The following is a 22,473-nucleotide window of genomic DNA, read 5'->3' on the forward strand; positions in this document are numbered from 1 at the left end:
GAATGTATAGTTCCTCATATTCAAAGCTTGTATGGGCTTAATATTAATCTATACTATAAAAATAAGTCTTCGGCCGCTCCGTGGCTTTGTTTAAATATTATTTACTTTATACTTTTTTAACAACAAATAGGTTTATAAAGTTCTTAGAAATAGTTGTCCTAATGTTTTTGATTATAGTGAAACAGGTTAGCTTTTATCATCTCAACAAGAAATAATATATTTTAATTGCTAACCGTGTAATGTAGTTCTTGCATTACTATTCTTTTATATTTTAAAATCTAAAAATATCATCATCTTCTTTAAAATAATTCTTATCATCATCTACATTACTATATTCTTTTAGGTTATATTGGGACATCTTTTTAAGATTAAGATTTTCTCTTATCCTCTCTATAACTTAATTACGAAGAATTATAATAGTTCTTTATTTCTAAAAATTTTTTACAAAAAATCTTTTTTCCACAAATTACAGACCTCATCCCATGCTGGATCACTCTCGTCAATTATTCTAAATCCATCATTATCATCCATAAGTGTTTCATTAATATCTTCATCCTTATAATCTTCTATAGTTTCTTCTTCCTGAATATTCTTCTTTGCTTTTTTATATGTTTTCTGAAATATTGAATCTGCTACTTCTCTACCTAAAACACTTGCTATGTTTCTATATGTGAAATTGCTTTGATTAATCGAATTTTCTATAAACTTAATAACAATCGCTTCAGCATCTTTAAGATCAATTGTTTCAGGAATAATAAAATAGTTACAATCATTCATCTCAGGCTTGTAGATTCTTGTTCTCTTAGTCTTTTCGTTTCTATCTGGATGAAGCTCTACTGGAATTTCTTCTATAAAAACTTTTTTTAATAATCCTACTGCACAAAGTATATTAATCTTATCACCTACTTTTCGATCACTAATTTTTAAATTATCTTCATCTAGTAAAATCTTAGATAAATGCCTTCTAGAAGCAAAGAATACAGCTCTACCATCCTTATCAAAATGGTTAATATTCTTTAATCCTTCATCTAATACTTTGTTATAAACACTCCATATTGTTTTTAAATACTTATATAATTTAGGGTATTGATTTAATACTCTCTTATTGTTCATTTTCTTTTTTACATCTAGCAATCTATTTTTCTCTAAATCTAATAGAACTTGTCCTTGCTTAATCTTTTCGTATTCCTTAACCTTTAACCCCTTCATCTCAATAATTTTATACATATCTATATTGTATAGCTGAAATAAATCTAATAAATCAAATGCTATGCCTTCTTCTTTCTTTAGATTTGAACTCATTATTTTATATTTATCATCATAAATTACTAAAATTGCTGTATTACCAGCAATTATGGGACATTCACCCCAATCAATTTTTAAATCTAGATAATCCATAGGATCAATAATCGCAGAGAAGTAAGAATATACCTCTTTTACAGTCTCAAATGATTCATCAATTTCAATCTTTTCGATAATGGCTTTTATATCTTTCTTTTTTAATAGTAACTTTCTTTTAAGCGACTTTATTTCCTTTTCATTAAGATCTTTCAGAAATCTCCATTTTATTGCTCTTTCACTTATATTTGTAATTGCTCTTTCAACAAGTCTTTCTCTTTCGGCATATAATAAATTCCCATGCTTTTCTTTAATATGATTTCTTATCTCCATCTTCTTATCATTAAGTAATTTAGTTTTATAACCTTCAATCTTATTTTCATGAGCAATTAAACCCTCAATTCTTTCTTTTTGTTGCTTATCTAACTGTCTTTTAACATAAGCATAAATAAAATCCTCTTTTGAACCAAAACCAAAATCTGAATAATTTTCAAAGAATGTATATGCTTTTGTAGTAGCCCAACTTCTTTTATCTATAAAATAAATGTGATAATGATTGTCTCTTTTTTCTATCTTGTATTTATTCATAAAAAATGACCCCCTTTCATACTTTTGATTTTCAAAATCTAAATAGGAGTCATTGAATAAAACCTTATAAAACAACATAAAGTGTCTAACAAAACACTTTTTTTGAATAATCACCTTAGTTATTTGTATAATAGTAAAAACATTTATTTTTAACTCCTATTATTTATGCCTAGACTTTTTCCCGAAGTCTAGGTATTTTTCTGTAAATTTTTATTGTCTTAAATTATATTTTTTCTTAAACTAATTATTCAAATATCAATGAACTAATAAGTTTTATCTTGTTTCAAATTGAGAAAACCTGTATATCTATTAAAATACATAGATATACAGGTTTATTTTATATTAGAATATATAGGATTAATTCCATTAAAACAGAATGTATTAGGCAGTGTTATTCATCATAGTCTCTAACCAGCTCTGAGCTTCTTCTTTGTTATCAAATCCTTTATACTTTAATTGATCTTCTAAATGTTCTTCTTTATGTGCATTTTGAATATCAATTAATCTAGGATAATCCCCTTGGATTACTTCTTTAAAAATCGGGGAGTAAATAGCATAGTAGTTAAATCTACCCTTTATTATAGGATTTTCTAACCAATCCTCAGCCTCTTGTAAATTATTAAACTTTCTGTATCTGCTTCCCTTTATTCCAAAACAGTTCTCTTTAACAACTTCCCAACTATTTGTAGTTGATCCTTTTTCTATTATTCCTGTTTTCCAATCTATAATAGCCCATGCATATAATCTTTCCATATTCAACCTCTCCTTTCTTTAATGTCATCATTTGAACATTATATGCTATGCATAGCTATATAATATATTCAACTAAAGAAGCTCCCGATTTGGGAGCATTCTGCTAACAAGCTTTTCTTTTCAATTTTTTAAGAGTTCTTAAATAATCTTTGTAGTTTTCTTTAATTTTGTTATAATCTTCTTTATTTAAGCTATAGAAGAAATATATATCGTGACCGTAAAAGGTATATATAATATATTCTTTTAATCTATTTTCCTTCATATCTTTTAAGAGTCTCTCTAATCCATAAATGGAGTAATCATATCCTAATAGGTTAACTTTCATTTCAAATGAAATAAATCTATCTCCAAGAAATTCCAATGTCTTACTTGAAACAGTTATACATCCAGTATTGTTAGCAATACCTACTTCTCTTTCCGCTTCTAAAAAGATGTTCTTATACTTTACTTCATCCTCTTCACTTATGCTATCTATATTTTCCATCACATGTTTTAATATCTCATATCTAAGAATCTCTTTTTTATCAGCTTTCTTCAGTTTTCCAGAGATCCTAGCTGACTTACCTCTCAAAAGTTTTTTTACTGCTTCTTCCTTCACGTAAATATCTAATAGTATTCTTTCACTATCCTCTTTATTTTCTTCTAATTCCCTTTTAAGCTCTTTAATTTCAAATCCTAGGTTTTCAATTAAATTTTTATTGTTTTTCACAATACATCACTCCTTATTTTTAGTATTTTTATAATTAATCTCATGTAAAAATAGGAGTATTCGCTTTCTAATTTCTCTTACTATATAACATCCTCAACAGTTTAAGTTCCCGATCTCAAATTTTCTTCCTTTAAAATTCTTAACCTGTTTGAATGTTTATAATAGTAAGCCTTTCTTGGAAATTCACGAAAGTTACTATACCCCTTTTAAATCTTCTCCAGTTCTCTTTAATTATGTTGTATTATAATGCACTTGCTATTGATTTAATAACGATTCCAACATATTTTTTAACACAATATTTAATAATGTTCTCAATAGAACTGTATATTATAAAATAAGAGAAGAGTTCAATGACAACAAAAAAACAAGAACTTTTATATAAAGGTTCTTGTTTTAATAATTACTTATATTTTAAATATTTCACCTGCTTGATGATACCATCACAAACTCCTAATTCTTCTAAAATTGTTACTACTTTTTGTTTATCCTCTTTTGTCTTAAGAATGCCCTCAAATAATGTTTTGTCAATATAAATATTAGAAAAATACTTTAGATAATTTAAATTTTCTTTTAAGATAGTCCTTACTTTATGTTTATCTCCATAGAATAAATGCCTTTTCTCTTCTGCATCTTTATTGAAAGCTTTTATCATCTTTATTCTTCTTTCTTTTGTTTGATATTTCTCAGGAAGATAATCATATAATTCAGTAATGTATTTATCTATAAATTCCAAAACTTCTTCATTAAATAATTTGTTATATAATTCATAGGCTCCTTCACCTCTAAATATAAAGTATAAACTTCCTAGTAAAGATTTTATTTTTTCCAATTCATCCTTCTTATCTCGTTTAATTATATCAAGAGCTTCTTTCATAAAATTAATATCAAGTTGTTTTAAAAACTTTTCTTTTAATTCCTCTATGTTCTCATAAAGATTATTAAAACTAATATCAATTCTTCCTCCTAATTCAAAGTTTTTTAAAATCAAATCTTTATTAATAAGAACAAATGGTATTTCTTCTAATTTAAAGCTATAATTTATTTGTTCTAATAATTCTTTCGGATAAACCACCATACTACTATTTTTGTTTTCATTAATTTCAATTGTATTCATAACAATAATCACTCCTTATTTTTTAGTTATTTATAATTAATCTCACGAAAAAAGGAGTATTCACCTTCTGATTTCTGTTACTCAACAACTACCTAAACAGTTAAGGTCCGATCTATTGAATTATTACCTTTTAAATTCTTATCCTGTTTTATATTGTTGAAAGTAACCCCTTTCTAGGAAATCCACGAAAGCTACTCTACTCCTTTTTGAATTTGCTCACTATTATCTTTAATTATGTTGTATTATAATGCACTTACTATTGATTTAATAACTAATTCAACATATTTTTTAAAGAAAATTTAATAATGTTTTATCGAAATTTTGTTTAATAAAAAAATAAAAACAGACTAAAAATTTAGTCTGTTTTTATTTTACATGCTTAGATTTATATGTAGATCTCTTAAATCTTCTAATATCATATTTTTTAATTTAATATCAGTCAATTCGTCCTTTTCATCAACATCCACTTCAAACTCAATCACATCACTATTTAAAGTTTGTCCAAATGTATCGAAGATAACTGATGTATTTCTAAAATCTACATTATCTAATGCATCCCAAGTTTCATCATTAAATATTTCTCTTACCTCGTTTTCATTAATTGCAATTGTTTTAACCATAACAACATCACTCCTTATTTTTAGTATTTATAATTAATCTCACGAAAAAAGGAGTATTCACCTTCTGATTTCTGTTACTCAACAACTTCTAAACAGTTTAAGATCCGATCTATTGAATTATTTCCATTTAAATTCTTATCCTGTTTTATATTGTTGAAAGTAACCCCTTTCTAGGAAATCCACGAAAGCTACTCTACTCCTTTTTGAATTTGCTCACTATTATCTTTAATTATGTTGTATTATAATGCACTAGCTATTGGTTTAATAACTAATTTAATATATTTTTTAACATAATATTTGACAATGTTCTCAACAGAACTATATTAAACTTTATATTAATTACATATTTTTTTATCAATATCAACTCCAAATTCTTTATATAGCTTTTCAAGCTTCTCAAATAAAATATCATTTACTTCATCTCTAAAATCTTCATATATCCTATATAGTTTCTCGAAATTTCCCCTGATATATTTTAAATGTGTCAGCCTTTCATCACTTTGTTCTCTTTGAATTGACCTATTAATTATTTTAAGGCTACGAAATTCATAATTCTCATATACTACCATAGGAACTTCATAATCTATTCCCTCAACTACCTCTATTCCTGATTTAAAGACAATATTGACATTATAAACAAACATAAATCCTAGCTCATCTTCCATAGGGTATTGAATATCAAAATTAAAAGATTCTACTTCCTGTTCTTCTAAACCTACCCTTTCAATAATGGAATTGAGTATCTTTTCAAAGTCAATTCCTTGATCAATCTTATTTAGTTTTTTAATGAACTTTTTATTTTCTAAAATACTCATTTAAACTGCCTCCTTTTATTTTGATAATCTAATGATGACATGTCATAATGGTTAGCAATTCCATTAAAACAGAATAATTTATGATAGCTAATTGTTACTCATAACCCATTCTGTTATAATAGAATTATTATTTTGTAATTTCAGGAGGCAATTGCTATGAAAAATATTTTTAAAGACGATATTTCTCAATATAATGTCCTTAAATTATCAGACTGGATACATAAATGTAGAACTTCGGTAAAAGAAACTGAATATAACCATTTAAATAACCCAAATCAAGAGTATGAAAGATCTGTAAAATCATTTTGTGATGATTGGCTAGAATACTACCAATCTAAAGAACTATATAACAACGAAAATTACAAGAAGGCTATTATTGCTAATGGATCTATAAGGAATACTGATGGCGAACTTAAAAATAGAGTTGTTATCCAATATGAATCTAAAGGAATTAAACAAGAAATTGATATTACAGATAAGTTGTATAACTCCTTACTTAAAGGCGATGGAAGCCCTAAACCTAAATCATTATTAGATAAATATAAAAAGCAATTATTGGATGAAGTAGAAGAGTATTATCAATTATTCTCAGACCTAGAAAACTGGGAAAATCATCGAAAAAAAATAAAAGAATTGATTAATTACAGAATTAAATATATAGTAACTCCTATTTCTGTTGATATTCCAGATAAGAACATTTTATTAGAACTCGATATAGATGAAATAGAATCACTTATAAATTCAGAAGAATTAATCATTTTCGAACCTTTAATTGAACCAAATGAAGAAGAAAAGCAAACCCTACTAAATCACCTTATGAAATATGATATAACCAAACAGTCATATTATGATTATATTAATGGTCTTGAAAAACGATTTGAAAAGAAACTATTTATCAATCTAGGTTTTTATTTTTCTTTGAGCCTTGATTTATTAGAATCACTTCTAAATATACATGGATACACAATAAAGAAAAGTAAACAACGAAGAGATATTTTGATTAAAAGATGTATAGAAGCTGGCTTTGAAGCAAGATATACTAATATCTATTTGACGAAAGAAGAGCTGTATCCATTATATAAAAGAGATCTGAATAGGAAAGAAAGTTTATCAACTATTAATGACTATATTAATGGTTCGTCAAAAGTTAGCAAGTCTGAATATCAAAAGGCAATAAAGCAGGCTATTAATAAAATTAATAGATTTTTGCATCGAAAGCATAACAGCATTAAACTCAAGGAAGAAAAACTCAATAATATAAATGCTGATTATAAGTCCCTAGAATCTAAGATTAAAACACTAGACGATGAATACTATAAAATAGAGTCTCAAATAAACGATTTTGAAACCGAGAGACCAAAAGAATATAAAAAAATGATAATGGAATTAAAAAATACAATGTCATCCATTGAAAAAGAAAAAGCATTACTAAATAATGAATTAAAAAAGATATCTAAAAAAAAGGAACTTTTAAATGATCAAATAGAAAAAATTAAAATTGGACCTTATTCTTCTAAAGACTTCTTAAATTATGAAGTTAAAAAATACAATCAAACTTCCTTAGAGACCGTTACATTAAAGGTTATTGAAGATATTAAAGCTGATCTGGAAGAAAGATTAATCAAAGTGTATTAATTCTATCAACAAAATACGACAATACTAAAAAGAGCCTCCTCCTAACCCCTAGGAGTGAAGCTCTTTTATCTTATAACAATCCATTAACTATATATGGTATGGCATAGAAATTATAATTTAAATTGTTATATTTTGATTTAAAATCCTTTATTGCTGGTGTTTCATTGATTGCTTTAATTTTTGCTAGTATAGTTTGAATTTCTTCATTTTTAAGATATTCTCCATAGAATTCTGCTGGATCATTAAATTGAATAAATAAGTTATTGCTTAATTGAGTAAGCTGTTCTTCTAATTCAAATATTGTATTATAACCAATAACTATATCTCTTGTAAAAGCCTCTAAAGGGATCTCTTCCATGTTATAGAAGTTAATACAGTTTTGTATGTATTGCTCTCTTTTTTCAGAAATACTGGTATTCATATGAATGTTAGATGTGTCATTATTGGATTTAATCTCATTATTGATTTCCTTGGCTTCAGCTAAGATTCTATTGGTGTTATCTGTTAAGTTCTTTATTATCTTCAATATTTCTTCTTGCTCTTTTTCTTGGTCTACACTTTCTACATACATTACAAACGAATGATCATCTAAATTTGATAAATCTTCTATTTCCCACTTTAAAGGATAAATCTTTTCTTTATTGATATAATTGTATTGACTATATAATTCATTAGCCTCTTGATTTTTGTCCTCATCTACATATTTATCTGCTTTAGCTTTGATGTCTTGTGCTTCCTTTTCTAAAAGATATAATTCAGCTTTTTTAGCTATAATATCATCTATTACATTAAGAAGCTTTGTTTTAGTAGCCTCCGAAACTTCTTCAGTAAAGTAATATCCTTTATAGTCTATTTTAGATGTATTACTATCAGCATAGACATTTAAACTTAGTAATAACGAAAATATCAATGTAATTATTATAATAGTAACTTTTCTATTCATAAATTTTTCACTCCTTTCATATTTTTATTGTTTTTATATAAACATTATATAATTAATATATGCACCTTTTGCCTTGATATAATTATTAGGGACTACATTTAAGACAAGTTTTTAAGCATTTCAAACAATTATTCTATATCTACATTTTCAAAATCGGGATCAGCTTCAAATTTAGGCACTGGATAATTCTTTTCTCTATGCAGTTTATCATGAACCTTCTGTTCTTCTAAACGAATTCTATTTTTAGTTGCTGTTTCTATTGTATTAATATCAAATTCTTTTTGGTTCAAAAGCTCTTTTAATTCTTTAATTTCTTTTTCCTTCTCATTAATAAGTTTGGTTAATTTATAATTCTTACCTTCCAATAAGTTAATCTCTTTCCCTTTCTCTAATAGATTTTCTCGACTAGATTTATTAAGTTCTCTCAGAACTTCAATTTTTTTATCCGAATCTGTTTTACCTGTCTTTGATTTGATTAATTCATTTTTTATTTGCAATTCTTTATCAAGACTAACAACCTTCTTTTGTTGAAAATTGAACTTTTCTTCTATCTTATTCATTAATTCTTCGGTAAAAATAATATCATTGATTGAATTTCCTTTCCTAGCTAGACTATTTGCTCTACCATTAAAAGACCTTTCTTTCCATCTAAGATTTATGTCATTAAATTTACTTATCAGGTTTTCTAATTTCTCGTATTTGCCTTGTTTATTATTTAATGATCTAATAACTCTTTCGTTATCACCATAAATGATAATTTTTGTGTTTTCATTATCTGTCCACTTAGATTTATCTAAAAATAATAACATTCGATATAACCCTTCAACTGTTGCCATACTTAATGCTGTTTGATTGTCTAAATCTTTAAATGATCCAAGCTGGCGATATTGTTTCCATAATACTTTATTTTTTGGCTCTACCCATCCTTCTTCATTAATACAAGGTTCAACTAACCCCTTATAAATTATCCCTCCAAAGGCTACCCTTAAATCAATATACTCGAATATCTCATCTTCTGAAAAACCTAACCTTATCAAATTATTATAATACCTACATTGACCACTCTCATCTATGAATCCTGTTACTACCTCTATGTTTTTCATAGTCTTTCCTCCTCTCGTTTTTTAGTTTAAAAATAAATGTTGTATCACCATCATGATATGCATCACTCTTTAGTTATATAAATACACTTCAGACATAAATTCCTACATTTCATAATTCTGTTTTAATGGAATTATGTTCATAGTGGATCTGTCATCATATACCTACAAAGGTCAAGGAGTGATATATGATGGAAAACAGAATAACTATAAATCAAGCTATTAATGAATTTCCTAATTATTTATATATAAAATCAACTGCTTCTTCAACTATTAAAGCATATACCAGCGATATAAAGATTTTTCAAAGATATTTGAAAACAAACTTTCCTAGTATTGTATATATAGACACAATAAAAAAGATACACATTATATCTTACAGAAACTTTTTATGCGATAAACTTAAAAATCAAGAATATAAAAAAGCTACTGTGGATAGAAAGTATGATAGCCTTAAAGTATTTTATGATTTTTTGGAGTATTATGAGTTAATAGATAAGAATTTTGTAAAGGACTTTAAATTTACAAGAGCTAGACATATGGATTTTGATGGAAGTGAGACAATGAATCTTCCAAGATTCTTAGAAGATTATGAAATAAAGAAAATTATATATACAGCCAAAACAGATCGAACTGAAAATAGAATAAGAGATATAGCGATTTTGGAATTATTGAGAGCTACAGGTTGTAGAAGAAGCAGTGTATTAGCATTAACATGGGAAGATATTAACTTTGATAAGAATACAATACTAATTAAGCATCAAAAAACTAAAAACTTTTCTACTATACCTTTATCCCCTACTTTGAAACAAGCCTTGATTGATCATAAACTTGTTACAAAAGGTTTTACAGGTAATGTATTTAATATAAAGAAAGATGCTTTTAATGATTTGATAAATAAGTATGTAAGCAAATCAGGACTTCAAGAACAAAAGGATTTTAAGATTACAGCACATACCTTTAGACATAGTTTTATTACTTTATTAGTTAAAAAAGATGTTCCCCTTGAAAAAATCGCTCAATATACAGGACATAAAGATATAAGAAGTTTAAGAGTTTATACTCATCTTATTCCTAAAGATCTAGATGATATAGCAATGTTAATAGGTTAAAGCCCCGACTGTGGGCTTTATTTTTTTGCTTTAGTTCTATTAAAAATTAGATCATTTTCATATTTTAAAATGTTCTCTTGGTAACAAAATTAATTATTGCTTAATAGTGTTCTCAATAGAACTCTATTGAACTGTATGTTAAATCTACTCAATAGAGTTCTCAACATAACTATATTGAAAAAACTTAACATTGAATATTATTTTTTACTTAGATATAATTGACTCAATAAGTGTTTCGGACATTTAGGGATACATTGAACCAAAATTACATAACTCGGTTTTTCACACCCGACAATAAGCCAATATATATTTGTTCAAAAAATGGAGAAAACCCAGTAAAATACTGGGTTTCCATAATAAATATTGCGAGTGAAATCTATAAGCCGAGTTCTGTATCTGACAATCATCTATCTAGGCCTATTGTTGCCAATAGGCTCCAGCGACCTACCTACGGGACAGCAGCGGGCAGCCGCTTTTTTTAGTCCCTACTTGGTCTTGCTCCAGATGGGGTTTACAGAGCCAACTAGTCGCCTAGTTGCTGGTGAGCTCTTACCTCACCTTTCCACCCTTACCTAACAAAAGTTAGGCGGTCTATCTCTGTTGCACTTTCCTTGGGGTCACCCCCACTGGGTATTACCCAGCACCCTGCCCTATGGAGCTCGGACTTTCCTCATGCTGACGCATGCGATCATCTGATTTACTCGCATATTCCTTTTTCATAGCGATGTAATATACTATAGCATACTATTAATAATTATGTCAATTGTATATATTGGATTACTTGTAAAATTAAAACAATTGTATGTTATTCAGCCTATGCTTCATTAATATTTTTATTAAGGTATAACATTCTCCCACAATTATCACAATAAGTAATTATTTCTGTATTTTTTAAACTATTTAAGATGGATAGGGGTATGTTCATATGGCATCCAGTGCATTTATCTTCTGAAACTTCTACAATAGCTTTCCCTTTTTTTTCTTTTAATAATCTGTACTTTTGCTTTAACTCATTTTCAATTCTAGACAAAATCTTTTCTATAGTTTTATTTTCATTTTCAATATATGTTCTAAGTTTTTTGACTTTAATCAAGTTATGTTTTTTTTCATTATTTAATTCATTCTCTAGGGTTTGAAAAATCTGCATTATATCTTTTAATTCTTTATCCAGAGTTTCAATATCTTCCATAAGACTAATTGTATCTTTTTCTAGCTTCAAAATCTCTTTTTTTATTTCTTGAGCTTCCTTATTCATATATGTAAGCTGTCTAACATCCTTAACATCTCCACTATAAAGCTTATCTTCAATTTCCTTTAAATTAAAGCTTAACTGTTCCAGCTTATTATTATATCTTTGAACTTTAACCTCATTCACTTCACGTTGTGTCTTTTTGTTTGTTATATCATATTCTATTCCCTTTAGTTTTATCTGTAGATCATCTAATTTTTCTCCTTTTTCAACTTGTCTAAGCTTCGACTTCAAGCTGTTTAACTTTCTGTCATGATTCTGTAAGTGCCATAATAGTTCAAGCTGACCCATCCCACTACCTCCTTAAGATTCTAAAATAAAATAAATCAGGCTTATATAGTTAAAAAAGGTGCTGCACTTTCATGAAAGATAAGTACATCAACTTTATCTCCAAGATAGCTTTCTAAATAACTCTTTAAATATGGTAAAATCATTTTCTCAGTATCATAATGATTCGCATCAATTATAGGTATGCCCAGTTCTAATGCAAGTTGAGCATCGTGATATTTGACATCTCCTGTTATAAATACATCAGCATTATTCTCGTATGCTTCTTTTATAAAATCACTTCCACTCCCACTACAAATTGCAACTTTCTTAATGCTTTTTTGCTTATTACCATATAATCTTATGCTATCACATTCGAATTTCTCTTTAGTTATTGATGCAAGCTCTTCTAAGGTTAGTGCCTCTTTTAAATATCCTATTCTGCCATATCCATATTTATATCCCTCATTTTGCAATGGATAAATATCATAAGCAACTTCCTCATATGGATGAGCAGAAAGCATAGCTTTAATAACTTCTTTTATATTTCGCTCTGATACAATTGTCTCAATTCTATCTTCTTCTACCAATTCAATACTATTAGCTATACCGATATAGGGGTTGGTTCCCTCTTTAGGCATAAAAGTTCCCATTCCCTTAACATTAAAAGTACAATGACTATAGTTTCCGATATGTCCAGCACCATATTGGGTCATTGAATCTCTCACTATTTCTTTATGACTTTGAGGAACGAAAACAACAATCTTGTATAATTTTTCTGTGTACATTTCAGACAAAACTGTTAGATCAATTAAATCTAATTTTTCAGCTAATATATGACTTATACTGTTAGTACAAGCATCTAAATTAGTATGCGCTGAAAAAACAACTATGTCATTTTTAATTATATCATAAATCATTTTCCCTTTAGTATTATCTGGTGTTATTACATTTACAGGATTGAAAAAAAATGGATGATGTGTAATTATCATGTCTATTTTTTTATTAATTGCTTCTAAGATTAATTTAGGAGTAATATCAAGAGAAATGATGATATTCTTAATCTTCTTTTCAAGACTTCCCAGTTGAAGCCCTGAGTTATCCCAACTTCTATCTACCAAATAATTCGGTGCTAGTTTATTCATAATGTCTATTATATCATTTGTTAGCATATAGAGTTATACACCTCCTGAAGATCATTATATTTAATTTTTATATCTTCATATCTCTCCTTTCCATTTGCAGAGTCTTTATCTTCTAAGTTGCTTAAAATTTTTTCAAGCTTATCTATTTTACGCCTTATAAACTCAGATAAGTACTGGTCTTTGTTTTCAATTAATTTTTTCCCAATTTCAAAATAAACATCTTTTTCTATATTCTCTTTTCCATGTTTAGCATATATTATTTCGTATATTTTGTCACTTTCCTTTGCTAACTTTTCGTCAACAATTCTATATCCATTATTACAAAGATATCTTCTTAGTTCATCAGATGCTACCATAGGCTGAAGTATAAAATTATGAGTTGATTTAGCTACATCCTTCGATTTCTCTAGTATCTCTATCATTAATAGTCCACCCATACCAGCAATTATTAATGTATCGACCTCATTAGGTTTTATAGGACAAAGTCCGTCACCTAATCTAGTATCAATATTATTATCGAACCCTTTTTTCTTAATATAAGATTCGGCATTCTCTAGTGGTCCTTTGTTTATATCAGTAGCTATTACTCTATCACATATATCAGTTTCGATTAGATAAACAGGTATATATCCATGGTCAGTACCTATGTCAGCTACTATTGAGTTTTTCTTAACGTAATCTGCAATCACCTGTAATCTTGGTGTTAGTCTCATAATCTATCTCCTTTTACATTTGTATATCAATATATTACACGCTAGGTAATTCGTTAACAAAGCAATATAAATCATCCAAGCTTCCTTTAAAATCTGGCTCATAGTACGGATGCTTTCTGTCTATAAGATAGTCTTTAATTAAAAAGGTTCTAATTCCAAGCTCCTTAGAAACTATATCCTCTTGCACATCATTACCAACCATCATAACCTCTTTAGCATTTTTATTTATTATACTTAATATTTCTTTATAATAATCCAGATTTGGCTTGCATGAATGCATATTTTCATATGATGTTATTAGTTCAAAATCGTCTATATCCAATCCTGCCCACCTTATTCTATGAAAAATTGCATCCTTAGGGAACAGTGGATTTGTTGCAATTACTAGTCTATATCCTTTTTCTTTCAACACATCTATGATTTTTTTTACAAGCGGGTCAGGTTTTGCGACATTAATTATATTGTTAAATTCCAGACTATAAAATTCATCAAAAAGAGGCATTAGATCTTCAACATTTCTATCTATTCTCTTCTGAAAATCTTCAAAGAAGCATTCTTTATTAGTTTTATGTTTTTCTTGATTAGTTACCATGTATTCAGTTGAGGCAAGTACTACTTTAGGAAAAGTTCTAATATCAAAATATGAAGAAAACTTTTTACATAACTCTTTAAAATATGCGGCCATAAATTCTTCTAAATCAAGAGGAAGTAATGTCCCATCCAAATCAAATAAAAATGTATTCATTTTTCCACTCCTTTTTGATTAAAACTAAAGATTCGCCGAGGCGAATCTTAGTTTTATGTTCGTTTATTATAAGAAAATCATTATTCTAAAAAGTCTTTAAGTTTTTTACTCCTGCTAGGATGTCTAAGCTTTCTTAGAGCTTTTGCTTCAATCTGTCTAATTCTTTCTCTTGTAACATCAAATTCTTTACCTACTTCTTCAAGAGTCCTAGCTCTTCCATCATCTAAACCAAATCTCAATCGCAGCACCTTTTGCTCACGAGGGGTTAATGTATCAAGAACTTCCATAAGCTGTTCCTTTAAAAGTGTAAATGTAGCAGCTTCTGCAGGAGCTTGTGCATCATCATCTGGTATAAAGTCTCCAAGATGACTGTCTTCTTCTTCTCCTATCGGAGTTTCTAAAGAAACTGGTTCTTGAGCAATCTTGAGAATCTCTCTAACTTTTTCTTCTTCAAGATTCATTTCATTGGCTATTTCTTCTGGAGTAGGCTCTCTACCTAAATCTTGTAAAAGCTGTCTCGATACTCTTATCAATTTATTAATAGTTTCAACCATATGCACAGGTATTCTAATAGTTCTTGCTTGATCGGCAATAGCTCTAGTTATAGCTTGTCGAATCCACCAAGTTGCATAAGTACTAAACTTAAAACCCTTCCTATAGTCGAATTTTTCCACAGCTTTGATAAGTCCTAAATTACCTTCTTGTATCAGGTCAAGAAAAAGCATTCCTCTACCAACATATCTCTTTGCTATACTTACTACCAATCTAAGATTTGCTTCAGCAAGCCTTCTTTTAGCTTCTTCATCACCTTGTTCCATTCTTTTAGCAAGTTCATTCTCTTCTTCAGCATTTAACAATGGAACTTTACCAATTTCCTTAAGATACATTCTAACTGGATCGTCTACACTAATGCCCTTGGGAACTGATAGATCCTCTTTTTCTATATCAATTACATCATCTTCATCATCTTTGTCGATAAGTATATCATCATCTTTATCTCCAACAATGTCAATGCCCATATCTTCTAGGTTCTGATATACCTCATCTATTTGATCTGTGTCCATATCAATCTCTTCTAGTGTATCCATGATTTCTTTATATGAGAGCATACCTTGCTTTTTGCCTTTTTCAATCAAACCCTTTATTATATGCAAACTCGTTTCTTTTCCTTTATCTAAACTACTCATTTTTATCCCCTCCCTTCAGCAAAAACTATTGATGTAATTTCAACTCTTTGTCTATTTTTATTATTTCTGAACATAGCTCCTTGAATTTTTCAACATCTCCTTTAGCTTTTTCTTTTTTTGATTCAATCAATTTCAATTCATCCTTTATCTGATCCTTTTTTATTTTCAATTTGTAGTAGGTTATTCTTTTAATATAATCTTTAGAGATTCTTATTTTATCATCATTATCTATATTGGGATCTGATTCAATAACTTCCTTAATTATGTTTGAATCCTTCTGACTCAACCTAGATATTATATCTTCTTTATTTAATACTGTATTACTCTCATAGAGAGTATAAACAACATCAGCTATTTCTCTGAAAATGTCATTTAAAAAATCATGTGGCCTAAATAATTCCCTTAGCTGTAAATATATATCATAATTATTTATAATTAAATTTAGTAATTTTTTTTCTGCAATCATATGTCCAGGCTCTAATAAGTATTTAACAGGAGAAATCTTATCTTTATTATTATACCTATAATTAGTATTTATATACTTGTCCTTTGCTACAACCGATCTATTATATTTATCTCCTATGCCAGAAATTTCATCTTTTATCGCCTCTACAGAGATACTCGTTTCCATGGATATCTTATTTATATAAGCATCAATTTCTATAGGACTATTTTCTTGATTAAGAATATGCGCAATATCTTTAGTAAATCCGATTCTACCATCAACAGTTTTTAAGTCATATTTTTTCTTTTTTAAAAATATCTTAAAGTCAATGTAATTAAGTGAGCTACCTATTAATGACTCAAAATCATTCTTACCGAATTTATTGACATACTCATCTGGATCTTTACCACTAGGAAGTATTATCACTTTCGCATTTGCATCTTCATCTTTTAATATTTCTATTGCTTTATCTGTAGCATTAATTCCTGCGTTGTCTGAATCATAACAAACATAGATTTCATTACTATATCTCTTTAAAAGTTGAGCTTGACTTGGAGTTAGTGCTGTTCCAAGTGAAGCAACACAATAGTTTATGCCACTTTGATACAATGAAATAACATCCATATACCCTTCTACTAAAATAATTTTATTGTTCCTACTATGTTTAACTGCAGTATTAAGTCCATATAAATTCATACCTTTTAGAAATACTGGAGTGTCTGGAGAATTCAGGTATTTCGGATGTGAATTATCTGTGACTCTACCACCAAAGCCTATAACCTTTCCTTTTGTGTTAATTATGGGAAACATTATTCTATTTCTAAACCTGTCGTAGTACCTTGTTCCATCTTTTTGTTTAATAATTAAGCCAGCTTTTTCAATTTCTATTTCGGAATATTTTTTGCTTTTTAAATAGTTTAATAGACCATCCCAACTATTTAACGAATAGCCAAGCCCAAATGATTTTATAGTTTTTCTGTTTATACCTCTTTGTAATATATAGTCATATGCTGATTTATTAGTTAACAAATTATTATAGTAATAAAATGCAGCATCCCTATTTAACTCATATAGCCTATCCCTAAGCTTTCTACGCTCGTCGTTAGCTTCACTTTTAGTTACATCAAGAGAAATATTTGCTCTGTCAGCTAGGTTTTTTAAGGCATTTGTAAAATCAATATTTTCATATTTCATAAGAAATGAAATAACATCTCCGCCTTCACCACAGCCAAAGCAACGAAACATCTGCTTGTTAGGGGAAACCACGAAAGATGGAGTTTTTTCGTTATGAAATGGGCAAAGACCTTTGTAGCTTGAGCCTGCCCTTTTTAGTTCGACATATTGTGATATGACATCCACAATATTATTACTCTCGCGAACTTCTCTTATTACATCATCATTATAAAGATAAGGCATAGCAACCACCTTTATATATCTATTCGGCATAAAAGTATATTTTCCTTCTAAAAATTTTACGCCGTTTAAGTTTAATAATTGACTTTCTATTAGTTTTGTCAATTTTTAACTAAATCTAACATCATCCTCATTATTTCTTTTTATATACATTTTAGAGTTTTATACATAAATGTTTTCAAAAACGACTTATATATATTCGACACATTTCTATATAATCCTTCTTTTTTTTAATATTTATCCCATGGGTTTGGTATAAATAATCGGCTATAAAGATTAATAACATATCTATCAGTCATTCCAGCAATATAATCACATACAATATCTTCATTACTAAAGTTTAGCTTAGCATATATTTCTTTATGCTCAGTAGGAAGTTCATCAAAATTATCTAAATAATGATAGTATAATTGCTTAATAATATTTCTTGCCTTTTTTTCTTCACTTTTTGCTTTTATGTTAAAGTAAACATTTTTAAACATAAAGTCCCTTAATTTATCTGTATAATATTTTACTTCGTCACTCATCATTATCTTATTTTTATTATAGCTATTATTGATTATATCTATAATCATAGTATTAATTCTTTCTCTATGCTTCCTACCTAGAATCTCTATACAATCCTCTGGCAAATGATCTTCTGAAATAATTTTTGCTCTTATTGAATCATCTATATCGTGATTAATATAAGCTATCCTATCTGCAAATTTTATTATTTCTCCCTCCAAAGTTAGTGGTTCTTTATCTCCTGTATGATTTAATATCCCATCTCTCACTTCATACGTTAAATTAAGTCCAAGCTTATTATTTGTATTTTCTAATAAATCTACTACTTTGAGACTCTGTTCATTGTGTTTAAAGCCGCCTTGATGTATATCATTAAGGACATACTCTCCAGTGTGCCCATAAGGAGTATGTCCTAAATCATGTCCTAAGGCTATTGCCTCAGTTAAATCCTCATTTAGTCTTAAAGCTCTAGCAATTGTTCTAGAAATTTGTGCTACTTCTAGTGTATGTGTTAATCTCGTTCTATAATGATCTCCTTCAGGAGAAATGAATACTTGAGTTTTATGCTTGAGTCTCCTAAATGATTTTGAATGTATTATTCTATCCCTATCTCTTTGGAAATCGGTTCTAATATCACATTTTTCTTCGTCAAATCTCCTACCCCTTGTTACTGAGCTTAGTGTAGCATACTGAGATAAAATAATTTTTTCCATTTCTTCAGTTTTTGATCTAATATTCATAAAAACACACCTTCTTTATGATATATAGATTTTAGCCTAAAATACATTATTATACATTAATTTAATATATATATACCACAAATATATTTATAATCCTCTATTATATTACAGATAATATATTAAGTTTTATTAAATTGTATTTAAAATATACATGACATTATTGAAATCCTCTATATATAAAATAACAAGAGTATTGTAAATACAATACTCTTGTTATTTTATATATTATTGTTATTATTAGTTTTTGTCATTTCTAAGATAATCCCTGCGGTTTCTTCTACAGCCTTGCTGGAAACATCAATAACTGGACATCCTAATCTCTTCATTATAGTTTCAGAGTATTCAAGTTCTTTTATAATTCTATCCATACTTGCATAGTTAGCATTATTACTTAATCCTAATGCCTTAAGCCTTTCTTGCCTTATTTCATTAAGCTTAATCGGATTTGCAGTCAGTCCAATAATCTTACTAAGTTCAACTTCAAATAACTCATCTGGAGGTGGAACTTCTGGTACAAGAGGAACATTAGCTACTTTTAGGTTTTTGTGTGCTAGATACATACTCAGAGGAGTTTTAGATGTTCTAGATATTCCAACTAAAACAATATCTGCTTTTTTTATTCCTCTTGTGTCTTTTCCATCATCATATTTTACAGCAAATTCTACCGCTTCTACTTTTCTAAAGTACTTTTCATCTAATTTTCTAATTATTCCAGCTTCTCTCTTTGGTTCATGTCCTACAAGATCTTTGAGTGCATCTAGTATAGGAGTCATCAAATCTATAGCCTGAATATTATATTCCTTAGATTTTTCTATAATAAAATTTCTAAGCCTATCAATTACTATAGTAAATACTATAATACATTTTTCTCCCTTAGCTTCTTCTAAAATTTCTATAATCTGCTCTTCTTCTGTTATATATGGAAATCTCCTAGTTTCATATTTCCCTGAATTAAATTGACTTATTGCTGCTTTGGCTACCTGTTCACCAGTTTCGCCTATAGAATCTGATAATACATATACTACAGTATTTTTATCCATAAAGCTACCTCCTAAACATTTTTGCATAAATCAACAAACACTCTTACGATATTAGTCTTCGAAATCCTGCCTATTACCTTTAACCCTTGCTTATTTCCAACTTTTATTTCTTCAACAACAGGTATACTATCTACCTGATGCTCAATTATCTTAATAGCTGCATCTATAATACTTTCTTCTGGAGTAATAGTAGCTATATTAGGCATCCTTGTCATTATAACTCCTACAGGAATTTTATTTATATCTATACCCCCTATAGCACTCTTTAAAAAATCTTTCCTAGAAACAACACCAGTTAGCATTCCATCAGATATAACGTATATAGAACCAACATCCTCAAGGAATAAAGTAACTATGGCATCGTATACTGTCGTTTGTTCATCAACGATTATAGGCACAGACTTTATGTCTGACACTTTTATATCTTTAATCTGGTCTGAAAAGAAGTCAAACGCCTCTTTTCCACTATAAAAATACCCAACCTTTGGTCTAGCATCTAAAATACCGGACATAGTCAATATTGCTAAATCAGGTCTTAGTGTTGCCCTAGTAAGTTTCAATTTTTTTGCAATTTCTTCACTTGTTATTGGCTGGTTATCTTTGACTATATCAATAATTTTTTCTTGTCTAGCACTTAATTGTATAGTACTCACCCCTTTGATTTATTGGGTAAAATATCCTAAAGCTATTGTATCAAATGTATAAAAATAAATCCATAATAAAGTGTGACAAAGAAAAGAGAGTCAAATATTATAAATAATTTATGACTCCCCTATAAGTCTAGAATTCAATTTTATCCAATATTATTCTTTCAAGATCTTCAATTTTAACTCTTTCTTGCTCCATAGTATCTCTATCTCTAATAGTTACACAATTATCTTCTAAAGAATCATAGTCAAATGTAATACAGTATGGTGTACCTATTTCATCATGTCTTCTATATCTTTTTCCTATGCTACCAGACTCATCATAGTCAATCATAAACTTCTTTGCTAATTTATGATATAATTCCATTGCTGGTTCGCTCAACTTCTTAGTTAGTGGAAATATTGCTGCTTTAAAAGGAGATAAAGCTGGATGGAGTTTTAATACAATTCTATCTGTGCCATCTTCTAGCTTTTCTTCAGTAAAAGCATCTACTAAGAACGCCAATGTAACTCTATCAGCTCCAAGTGCAGGTTCTATACAATATGGAACATATTTTTCATTTGTTATAGGATCCATATAGCTTAAATCTTGTCCTGAAGTATTAATATGTTGTTTAAGGTCAAAATCTGTTCTATCTGCAATACCCCACAACTCTCCCCATCCAAATGGGAATAAGTACTCAATGTCAGTTGTAGCTTTACTATAGTGAGACAATTCTTCCTGATCATGATCTCTTAGTCTAATGTTATCAGAATTAATATTTAAACCGAGCAACCAATTTTTACAGAAATCTTTCCAGTAATGGAACCATTCTAAATCTTCCCCCGGCTTACAGAAAAATTCTAGCTCCATTTGTTCGAACTCTCTGGTTCTAAAAATAAAATTACCAGGAGTGATTTCATTTCTAAATGATTTTCCTATTTGTCCTATTCCAAAAGGTATTTTCTTTCTTGAACTTCTGGCAATATTTTTAAAGTTAACGAAAATGCCTTGAGCTGTTTCAGGCCTTAAAAATATCTCTGACCTTGAATCTTCCGTAACACCCTGATACGTCTTAAACATTAGATTAAACTGTCTTATTTGAGTATAGTCAAATTCTCCGCACTCAGGACATTTAATTTGATTTTCTTTAATATATTCTTCCATCTGTTCATTAGACCAACCATCAACAATTAGTTCATCTTTATTATTGTCTTTTATGTAATCTTCTATTAGCTTGTCAGCTCTAAATCTTGTCTTGCACTTCTTACAATCCATTAACGGATCATTAAATCCTCCAACATGTCCCGATGCTACCCATACTTGTGGATTCATCAAAATTGCTGAATCGATACCAACGTTGTAGGTAGACTCTTGCACAAATTTTCTCCACCAAGCCTTTTTAACATTATTTTTAAGTTCAACTCCTAAAGGACCATAATCCCAAGTATTAGCTAGTCCTCCATATATATCTGAGCCTGGAAATACAAAGCCTCTAGATTTAGCAAGGGATACTATCTTTTCCATAACCTTCTTTGTTTCCATAAATATCTCCTCCTTTATATATTTTCTATAGACGTTTGCGAAACGCCACAACCCGTATAATTACGGGGTTTTTTCTTGCATAAAAATATATAACTCCTCACCTGATTATGGTAAAATTGAATT

20 protein-coding genes and 1 other RNA gene are annotated in these 22,473 nt (G+C 28.6%); 2 read left to right on the forward strand and 19 right to left on the reverse strand.

The window, feature by feature from the left end; translation table 11 throughout:
* Nucleotides 1–441 precede the first annotated feature (441 nt).
* The 6 genes from HNR33_RS11670 to HNR33_RS11695 all read right to left on the reverse strand — a co-directional run bounded on the left by HNR33_RS11670 (nucleotide 442) and on the right by HNR33_RS11695 (nucleotide 5,937).
* Nucleotides 442–1,926 carry a hypothetical protein gene (locus tag HNR33_RS11670; protein WP_429083487.1) on the reverse strand — a complete coding sequence of 495 codons (1,485 nt, stop codon included), beginning with the start codon at nucleotides 1,924–1,926 and terminating at the stop codon, nucleotides 442–444.
* 381 nt (nucleotides 1,927–2,307) lie between these two features.
* A complete protein-coding gene (locus HNR33_RS11675) occupies nucleotides 2,308–2,679 on the reverse strand; it encodes a ribonuclease H1 domain-containing protein (RefSeq protein WP_429083489.1) in 372 nt (123 codons plus the stop codon).
* A gap of 103 nt (nucleotides 2,680–2,782) precedes the next feature.
* Nucleotides 2,783–3,388 (reverse strand): hypothetical protein, encoded by a 606-nt coding sequence (locus HNR33_RS11680; protein WP_429083491.1) that lies wholly within the window; start codon nucleotides 3,386–3,388, stop codon nucleotides 2,783–2,785.
* A gap of 400 nt (nucleotides 3,389–3,788) precedes the next feature.
* Nucleotides 3,789–4,502 (reverse strand): hypothetical protein, encoded by a 714-nt coding sequence (locus tag HNR33_RS11685; RefSeq protein WP_429083493.1) that lies wholly within the window; start codon nucleotides 4,500–4,502, stop codon nucleotides 3,789–3,791.
* A gap of 371 nt (nucleotides 4,503–4,873) precedes the next feature.
* Nucleotides 4,874–5,122: a hypothetical protein gene (locus tag HNR33_RS11690; RefSeq protein ID WP_429083494.1), complete on the reverse strand. Its 249-nt coding sequence runs from the start codon at nucleotides 5,120–5,122 to the stop codon at nucleotides 4,874–4,876.
* 335 nt (nucleotides 5,123–5,457) lie between these two features.
* Nucleotides 5,458–5,937, reverse strand: a complete 480-nt coding sequence (locus HNR33_RS11695) for a hypothetical protein (protein WP_429083496.1) — start codon at nucleotides 5,935–5,937, stop codon at nucleotides 5,458–5,460.
* A 156-nt stretch (nucleotides 5,938–6,093) separates the two neighbouring features.
* On the opposite strand from HNR33_RS11695, the gene HNR33_RS11700 reads away from it, so the two are divergent.
* The gene (locus tag HNR33_RS11700; RefSeq protein ID WP_429083497.1) at nucleotides 6,094–7,572 is read left to right on the forward strand and encodes a coiled-coil domain-containing protein; all 1,479 of its coding nucleotides are present in this window, start codon (nucleotides 6,094–6,096) and stop codon (nucleotides 7,570–7,572) included.
* A 70-nt stretch (nucleotides 7,573–7,642) separates the two neighbouring features.
* On the opposite strand, the gene HNR33_RS11705 is transcribed toward HNR33_RS11700, so the two are convergent.
* Both HNR33_RS11705 and HNR33_RS11710 read right to left on the reverse strand, forming a co-directional pair.
* On the reverse strand, nucleotides 7,643–8,515 hold the full coding sequence (locus tag HNR33_RS11705) for a hypothetical protein (protein ID WP_429083499.1): 873 nt from the start codon (nucleotides 8,513–8,515) through the stop codon (nucleotides 7,643–7,645).
* Nucleotides 8,516–8,643: 128 nt separating this feature from the next.
* Entirely contained in the window at nucleotides 8,644–9,618 is a 975-nt protein-coding gene (locus HNR33_RS11710) for a ribonuclease H family protein (RefSeq protein WP_429083500.1), read from the reverse strand.
* Between the two features lie 188 nt (nucleotides 9,619–9,806).
* Between HNR33_RS11710 and HNR33_RS11715 the strand changes: the two genes are divergently transcribed.
* On the forward strand, nucleotides 9,807–10,727 hold the full coding sequence (locus tag HNR33_RS11715; protein ID WP_429083502.1) for a tyrosine-type recombinase/integrase: 921 nt from the start codon (nucleotides 9,807–9,809) through the stop codon (nucleotides 10,725–10,727).
* Between the two features lie 362 nt (nucleotides 10,728–11,089).
* Here the strand turns inward: HNR33_RS11715 and rnpB are convergent.
* The 11 genes from rnpB to HNR33_RS11770 form a co-directional block, all read right to left on the reverse strand.
* Nucleotides 11,090–11,431, reverse strand: an RNA gene (gene rnpB / locus HNR33_RS11720) — RNase P RNA component class A.
* A gap of 110 nt (nucleotides 11,432–11,541) precedes the next feature.
* Nucleotides 11,542–12,267 (reverse strand): zinc ribbon domain-containing protein, encoded by a 726-nt coding sequence (locus tag HNR33_RS11725; RefSeq protein WP_429083503.1) that lies wholly within the window; start codon nucleotides 12,265–12,267, stop codon nucleotides 11,542–11,544.
* 41 nt (nucleotides 12,268–12,308) lie between these two features.
* Nucleotides 12,309–13,415, reverse strand: a complete 1,107-nt coding sequence (locus HNR33_RS11730) for a Nif3-like dinuclear metal center hexameric protein (protein WP_429083505.1) — start codon at nucleotides 13,413–13,415, stop codon at nucleotides 12,309–12,311.
* Nucleotides 13,409–14,101 carry a tRNA (adenine(22)-N(1))-methyltransferase gene (locus HNR33_RS11735; RefSeq protein ID WP_429083506.1) on the reverse strand — a complete coding sequence of 231 codons (693 nt, stop codon included), beginning with the start codon at nucleotides 14,099–14,101 and terminating at the stop codon, nucleotides 13,409–13,411. Before HNR33_RS11735 ends, HNR33_RS11730 begins: the two co-directional genes overlap by 7 nt.
* Nucleotides 14,102–14,135: 34 nt before the next feature.
* A complete protein-coding gene (locus HNR33_RS11740; protein ID WP_429083508.1) occupies nucleotides 14,136–14,846 on the reverse strand; it encodes an HAD family hydrolase in 711 nt (236 codons plus the stop codon).
* A gap of 80 nt (nucleotides 14,847–14,926) precedes the next feature.
* The gene (gene rpoD, locus HNR33_RS11745; protein ID WP_429083509.1) at nucleotides 14,927–16,033 is read right to left on the reverse strand and encodes an RNA polymerase sigma factor RpoD; all 1,107 of its coding nucleotides are present in this window, start codon (nucleotides 16,031–16,033) and stop codon (nucleotides 14,927–14,929) included.
* A gap of 25 nt (nucleotides 16,034–16,058) precedes the next feature.
* Entirely contained in the window at nucleotides 16,059–17,996 is a 1,938-nt protein-coding gene (gene dnaG / locus HNR33_RS11750) for a DNA primase (protein WP_429083511.1), read from the reverse strand.
* Between the two features lie 125 nt (nucleotides 17,997–18,121).
* Nucleotides 18,122–19,138, reverse strand: a complete 1,017-nt coding sequence (locus HNR33_RS11755) for a deoxyguanosinetriphosphate triphosphohydrolase (RefSeq protein ID WP_429083513.1) — start codon at nucleotides 19,136–19,138, stop codon at nucleotides 18,122–18,124.
* A 218-nt stretch (nucleotides 19,139–19,356) separates the two neighbouring features.
* On the reverse strand, nucleotides 19,357–20,178 hold the full coding sequence (locus tag HNR33_RS11760) for a pyruvate, water dikinase regulatory protein (protein WP_429083514.1): 822 nt from the start codon (nucleotides 20,176–20,178) through the stop codon (nucleotides 19,357–19,359).
* A gap of 11 nt (nucleotides 20,179–20,189) precedes the next feature.
* Nucleotides 20,190–20,831, reverse strand: a complete 642-nt coding sequence (ccpN, locus tag HNR33_RS11765) for a transcriptional regulator CcpN (RefSeq protein WP_429083515.1) — start codon at nucleotides 20,829–20,831, stop codon at nucleotides 20,190–20,192.
* A 127-nt stretch (nucleotides 20,832–20,958) separates the two neighbouring features.
* Nucleotides 20,959–22,350 (reverse strand): glycine--tRNA ligase, encoded by a 1,392-nt coding sequence (locus HNR33_RS11770; RefSeq protein WP_429083517.1) that lies wholly within the window; start codon nucleotides 22,348–22,350, stop codon nucleotides 20,959–20,961.
* Nucleotides 22,351–22,473 lie beyond the last annotated feature (123 nt).

The sequence above is a fragment of the Brassicibacter mesophilus genome (assembly GCF_050433385.1).
In the GTDB taxonomy this organism is placed as follows: Bacteria; Bacillota; Clostridia; order Tissierellales; family Proteiniboraceae; genus Brassicibacter; species Brassicibacter mesophilus.

Bases quoted from the DNA above. Each gene is read 5' to 3' on its own strand.
- HNR33_RS11670 (WP_429083487.1), bottom strand. From the start codon at position 1,926: ATGAATAAATACAAGATAGAAAAAAGAGACAATCATTATCACATTTAT.
- HNR33_RS11675 (WP_429083489.1), bottom strand. From the start codon at position 2,679: ATGGAAAGATTATATGCATGGGCTATTATAGATTGGAAAACAGGAATA.
- HNR33_RS11685 (WP_429083493.1), bottom strand. From the start codon at position 4,502: ATGAATACAATTGAAATTAATGAAAACAAAAATAGTAGTATGGTGGTT.
- HNR33_RS11690 (WP_429083494.1), bottom strand. From the start codon at position 5,122: ATGGTTAAAACAATTGCAATTAATGAAAACGAGGTAAGAGAAATATTT.
- HNR33_RS11695 (WP_429083496.1), bottom strand. From the start codon at position 5,937: ATGAGTATTTTAGAAAATAAAAAGTTCATTAAAAAACTAAATAAGATT.
- HNR33_RS11700 (WP_429083497.1), top strand. From the start codon at position 6,094: ATGAAAAATATTTTTAAAGACGATATTTCTCAATATAATGTCCTTAAA.
- HNR33_RS11705 (WP_429083499.1), bottom strand. From the start codon at position 8,515: ATGAATAGAAAAGTTACTATTATAATAATTACATTGATATTTTCGTTA.
- HNR33_RS11710 (WP_429083500.1), bottom strand. From the start codon at position 9,618: ATGAAAAACATAGAGGTAGTAACAGGATTCATAGATGAGAGTGGTCAA.
- HNR33_RS11715 (WP_429083502.1), top strand. From the start codon at position 9,807: ATGGAAAACAGAATAACTATAAATCAAGCTATTAATGAATTTCCTAAT.
- HNR33_RS11725 (WP_429083503.1), bottom strand. From the start codon at position 12,267: ATGGGTCAGCTTGAACTATTATGGCACTTACAGAATCATGACAGAAAG.
- HNR33_RS11730 (WP_429083505.1), bottom strand. From the start codon at position 13,415: ATGCTAACAAATGATATAATAGACATTATGAATAAACTAGCACCGAAT.
- HNR33_RS11735 (WP_429083506.1), bottom strand. From the start codon at position 14,101: ATGAGACTAACACCAAGATTACAGGTGATTGCAGATTACGTTAAGAAA.
- HNR33_RS11740 (WP_429083508.1), bottom strand. From the start codon at position 14,846: ATGAATACATTTTTATTTGATTTGGATGGGACATTACTTCCTCTTGAT.
- rpoD (WP_429083509.1), bottom strand. From the start codon at position 16,033: ATGAGTAGTTTAGATAAAGGAAAAGAAACGAGTTTGCATATAATAAAG.
- HNR33_RS11755 (WP_429083513.1), bottom strand. From the start codon at position 19,138: ATGAATATTAGATCAAAAACTGAAGAAATGGAAAAAATTATTTTATCT.
- HNR33_RS11760 (WP_429083514.1), bottom strand. From the start codon at position 20,178: ATGGATAAAAATACTGTAGTATATGTATTATCAGATTCTATAGGCGAA.
- HNR33_RS11770 (WP_429083517.1), bottom strand. From the start codon at position 22,350: ATGGAAACAAAGAAGGTTATGGAAAAGATAGTATCCCTTGCTAAATCT.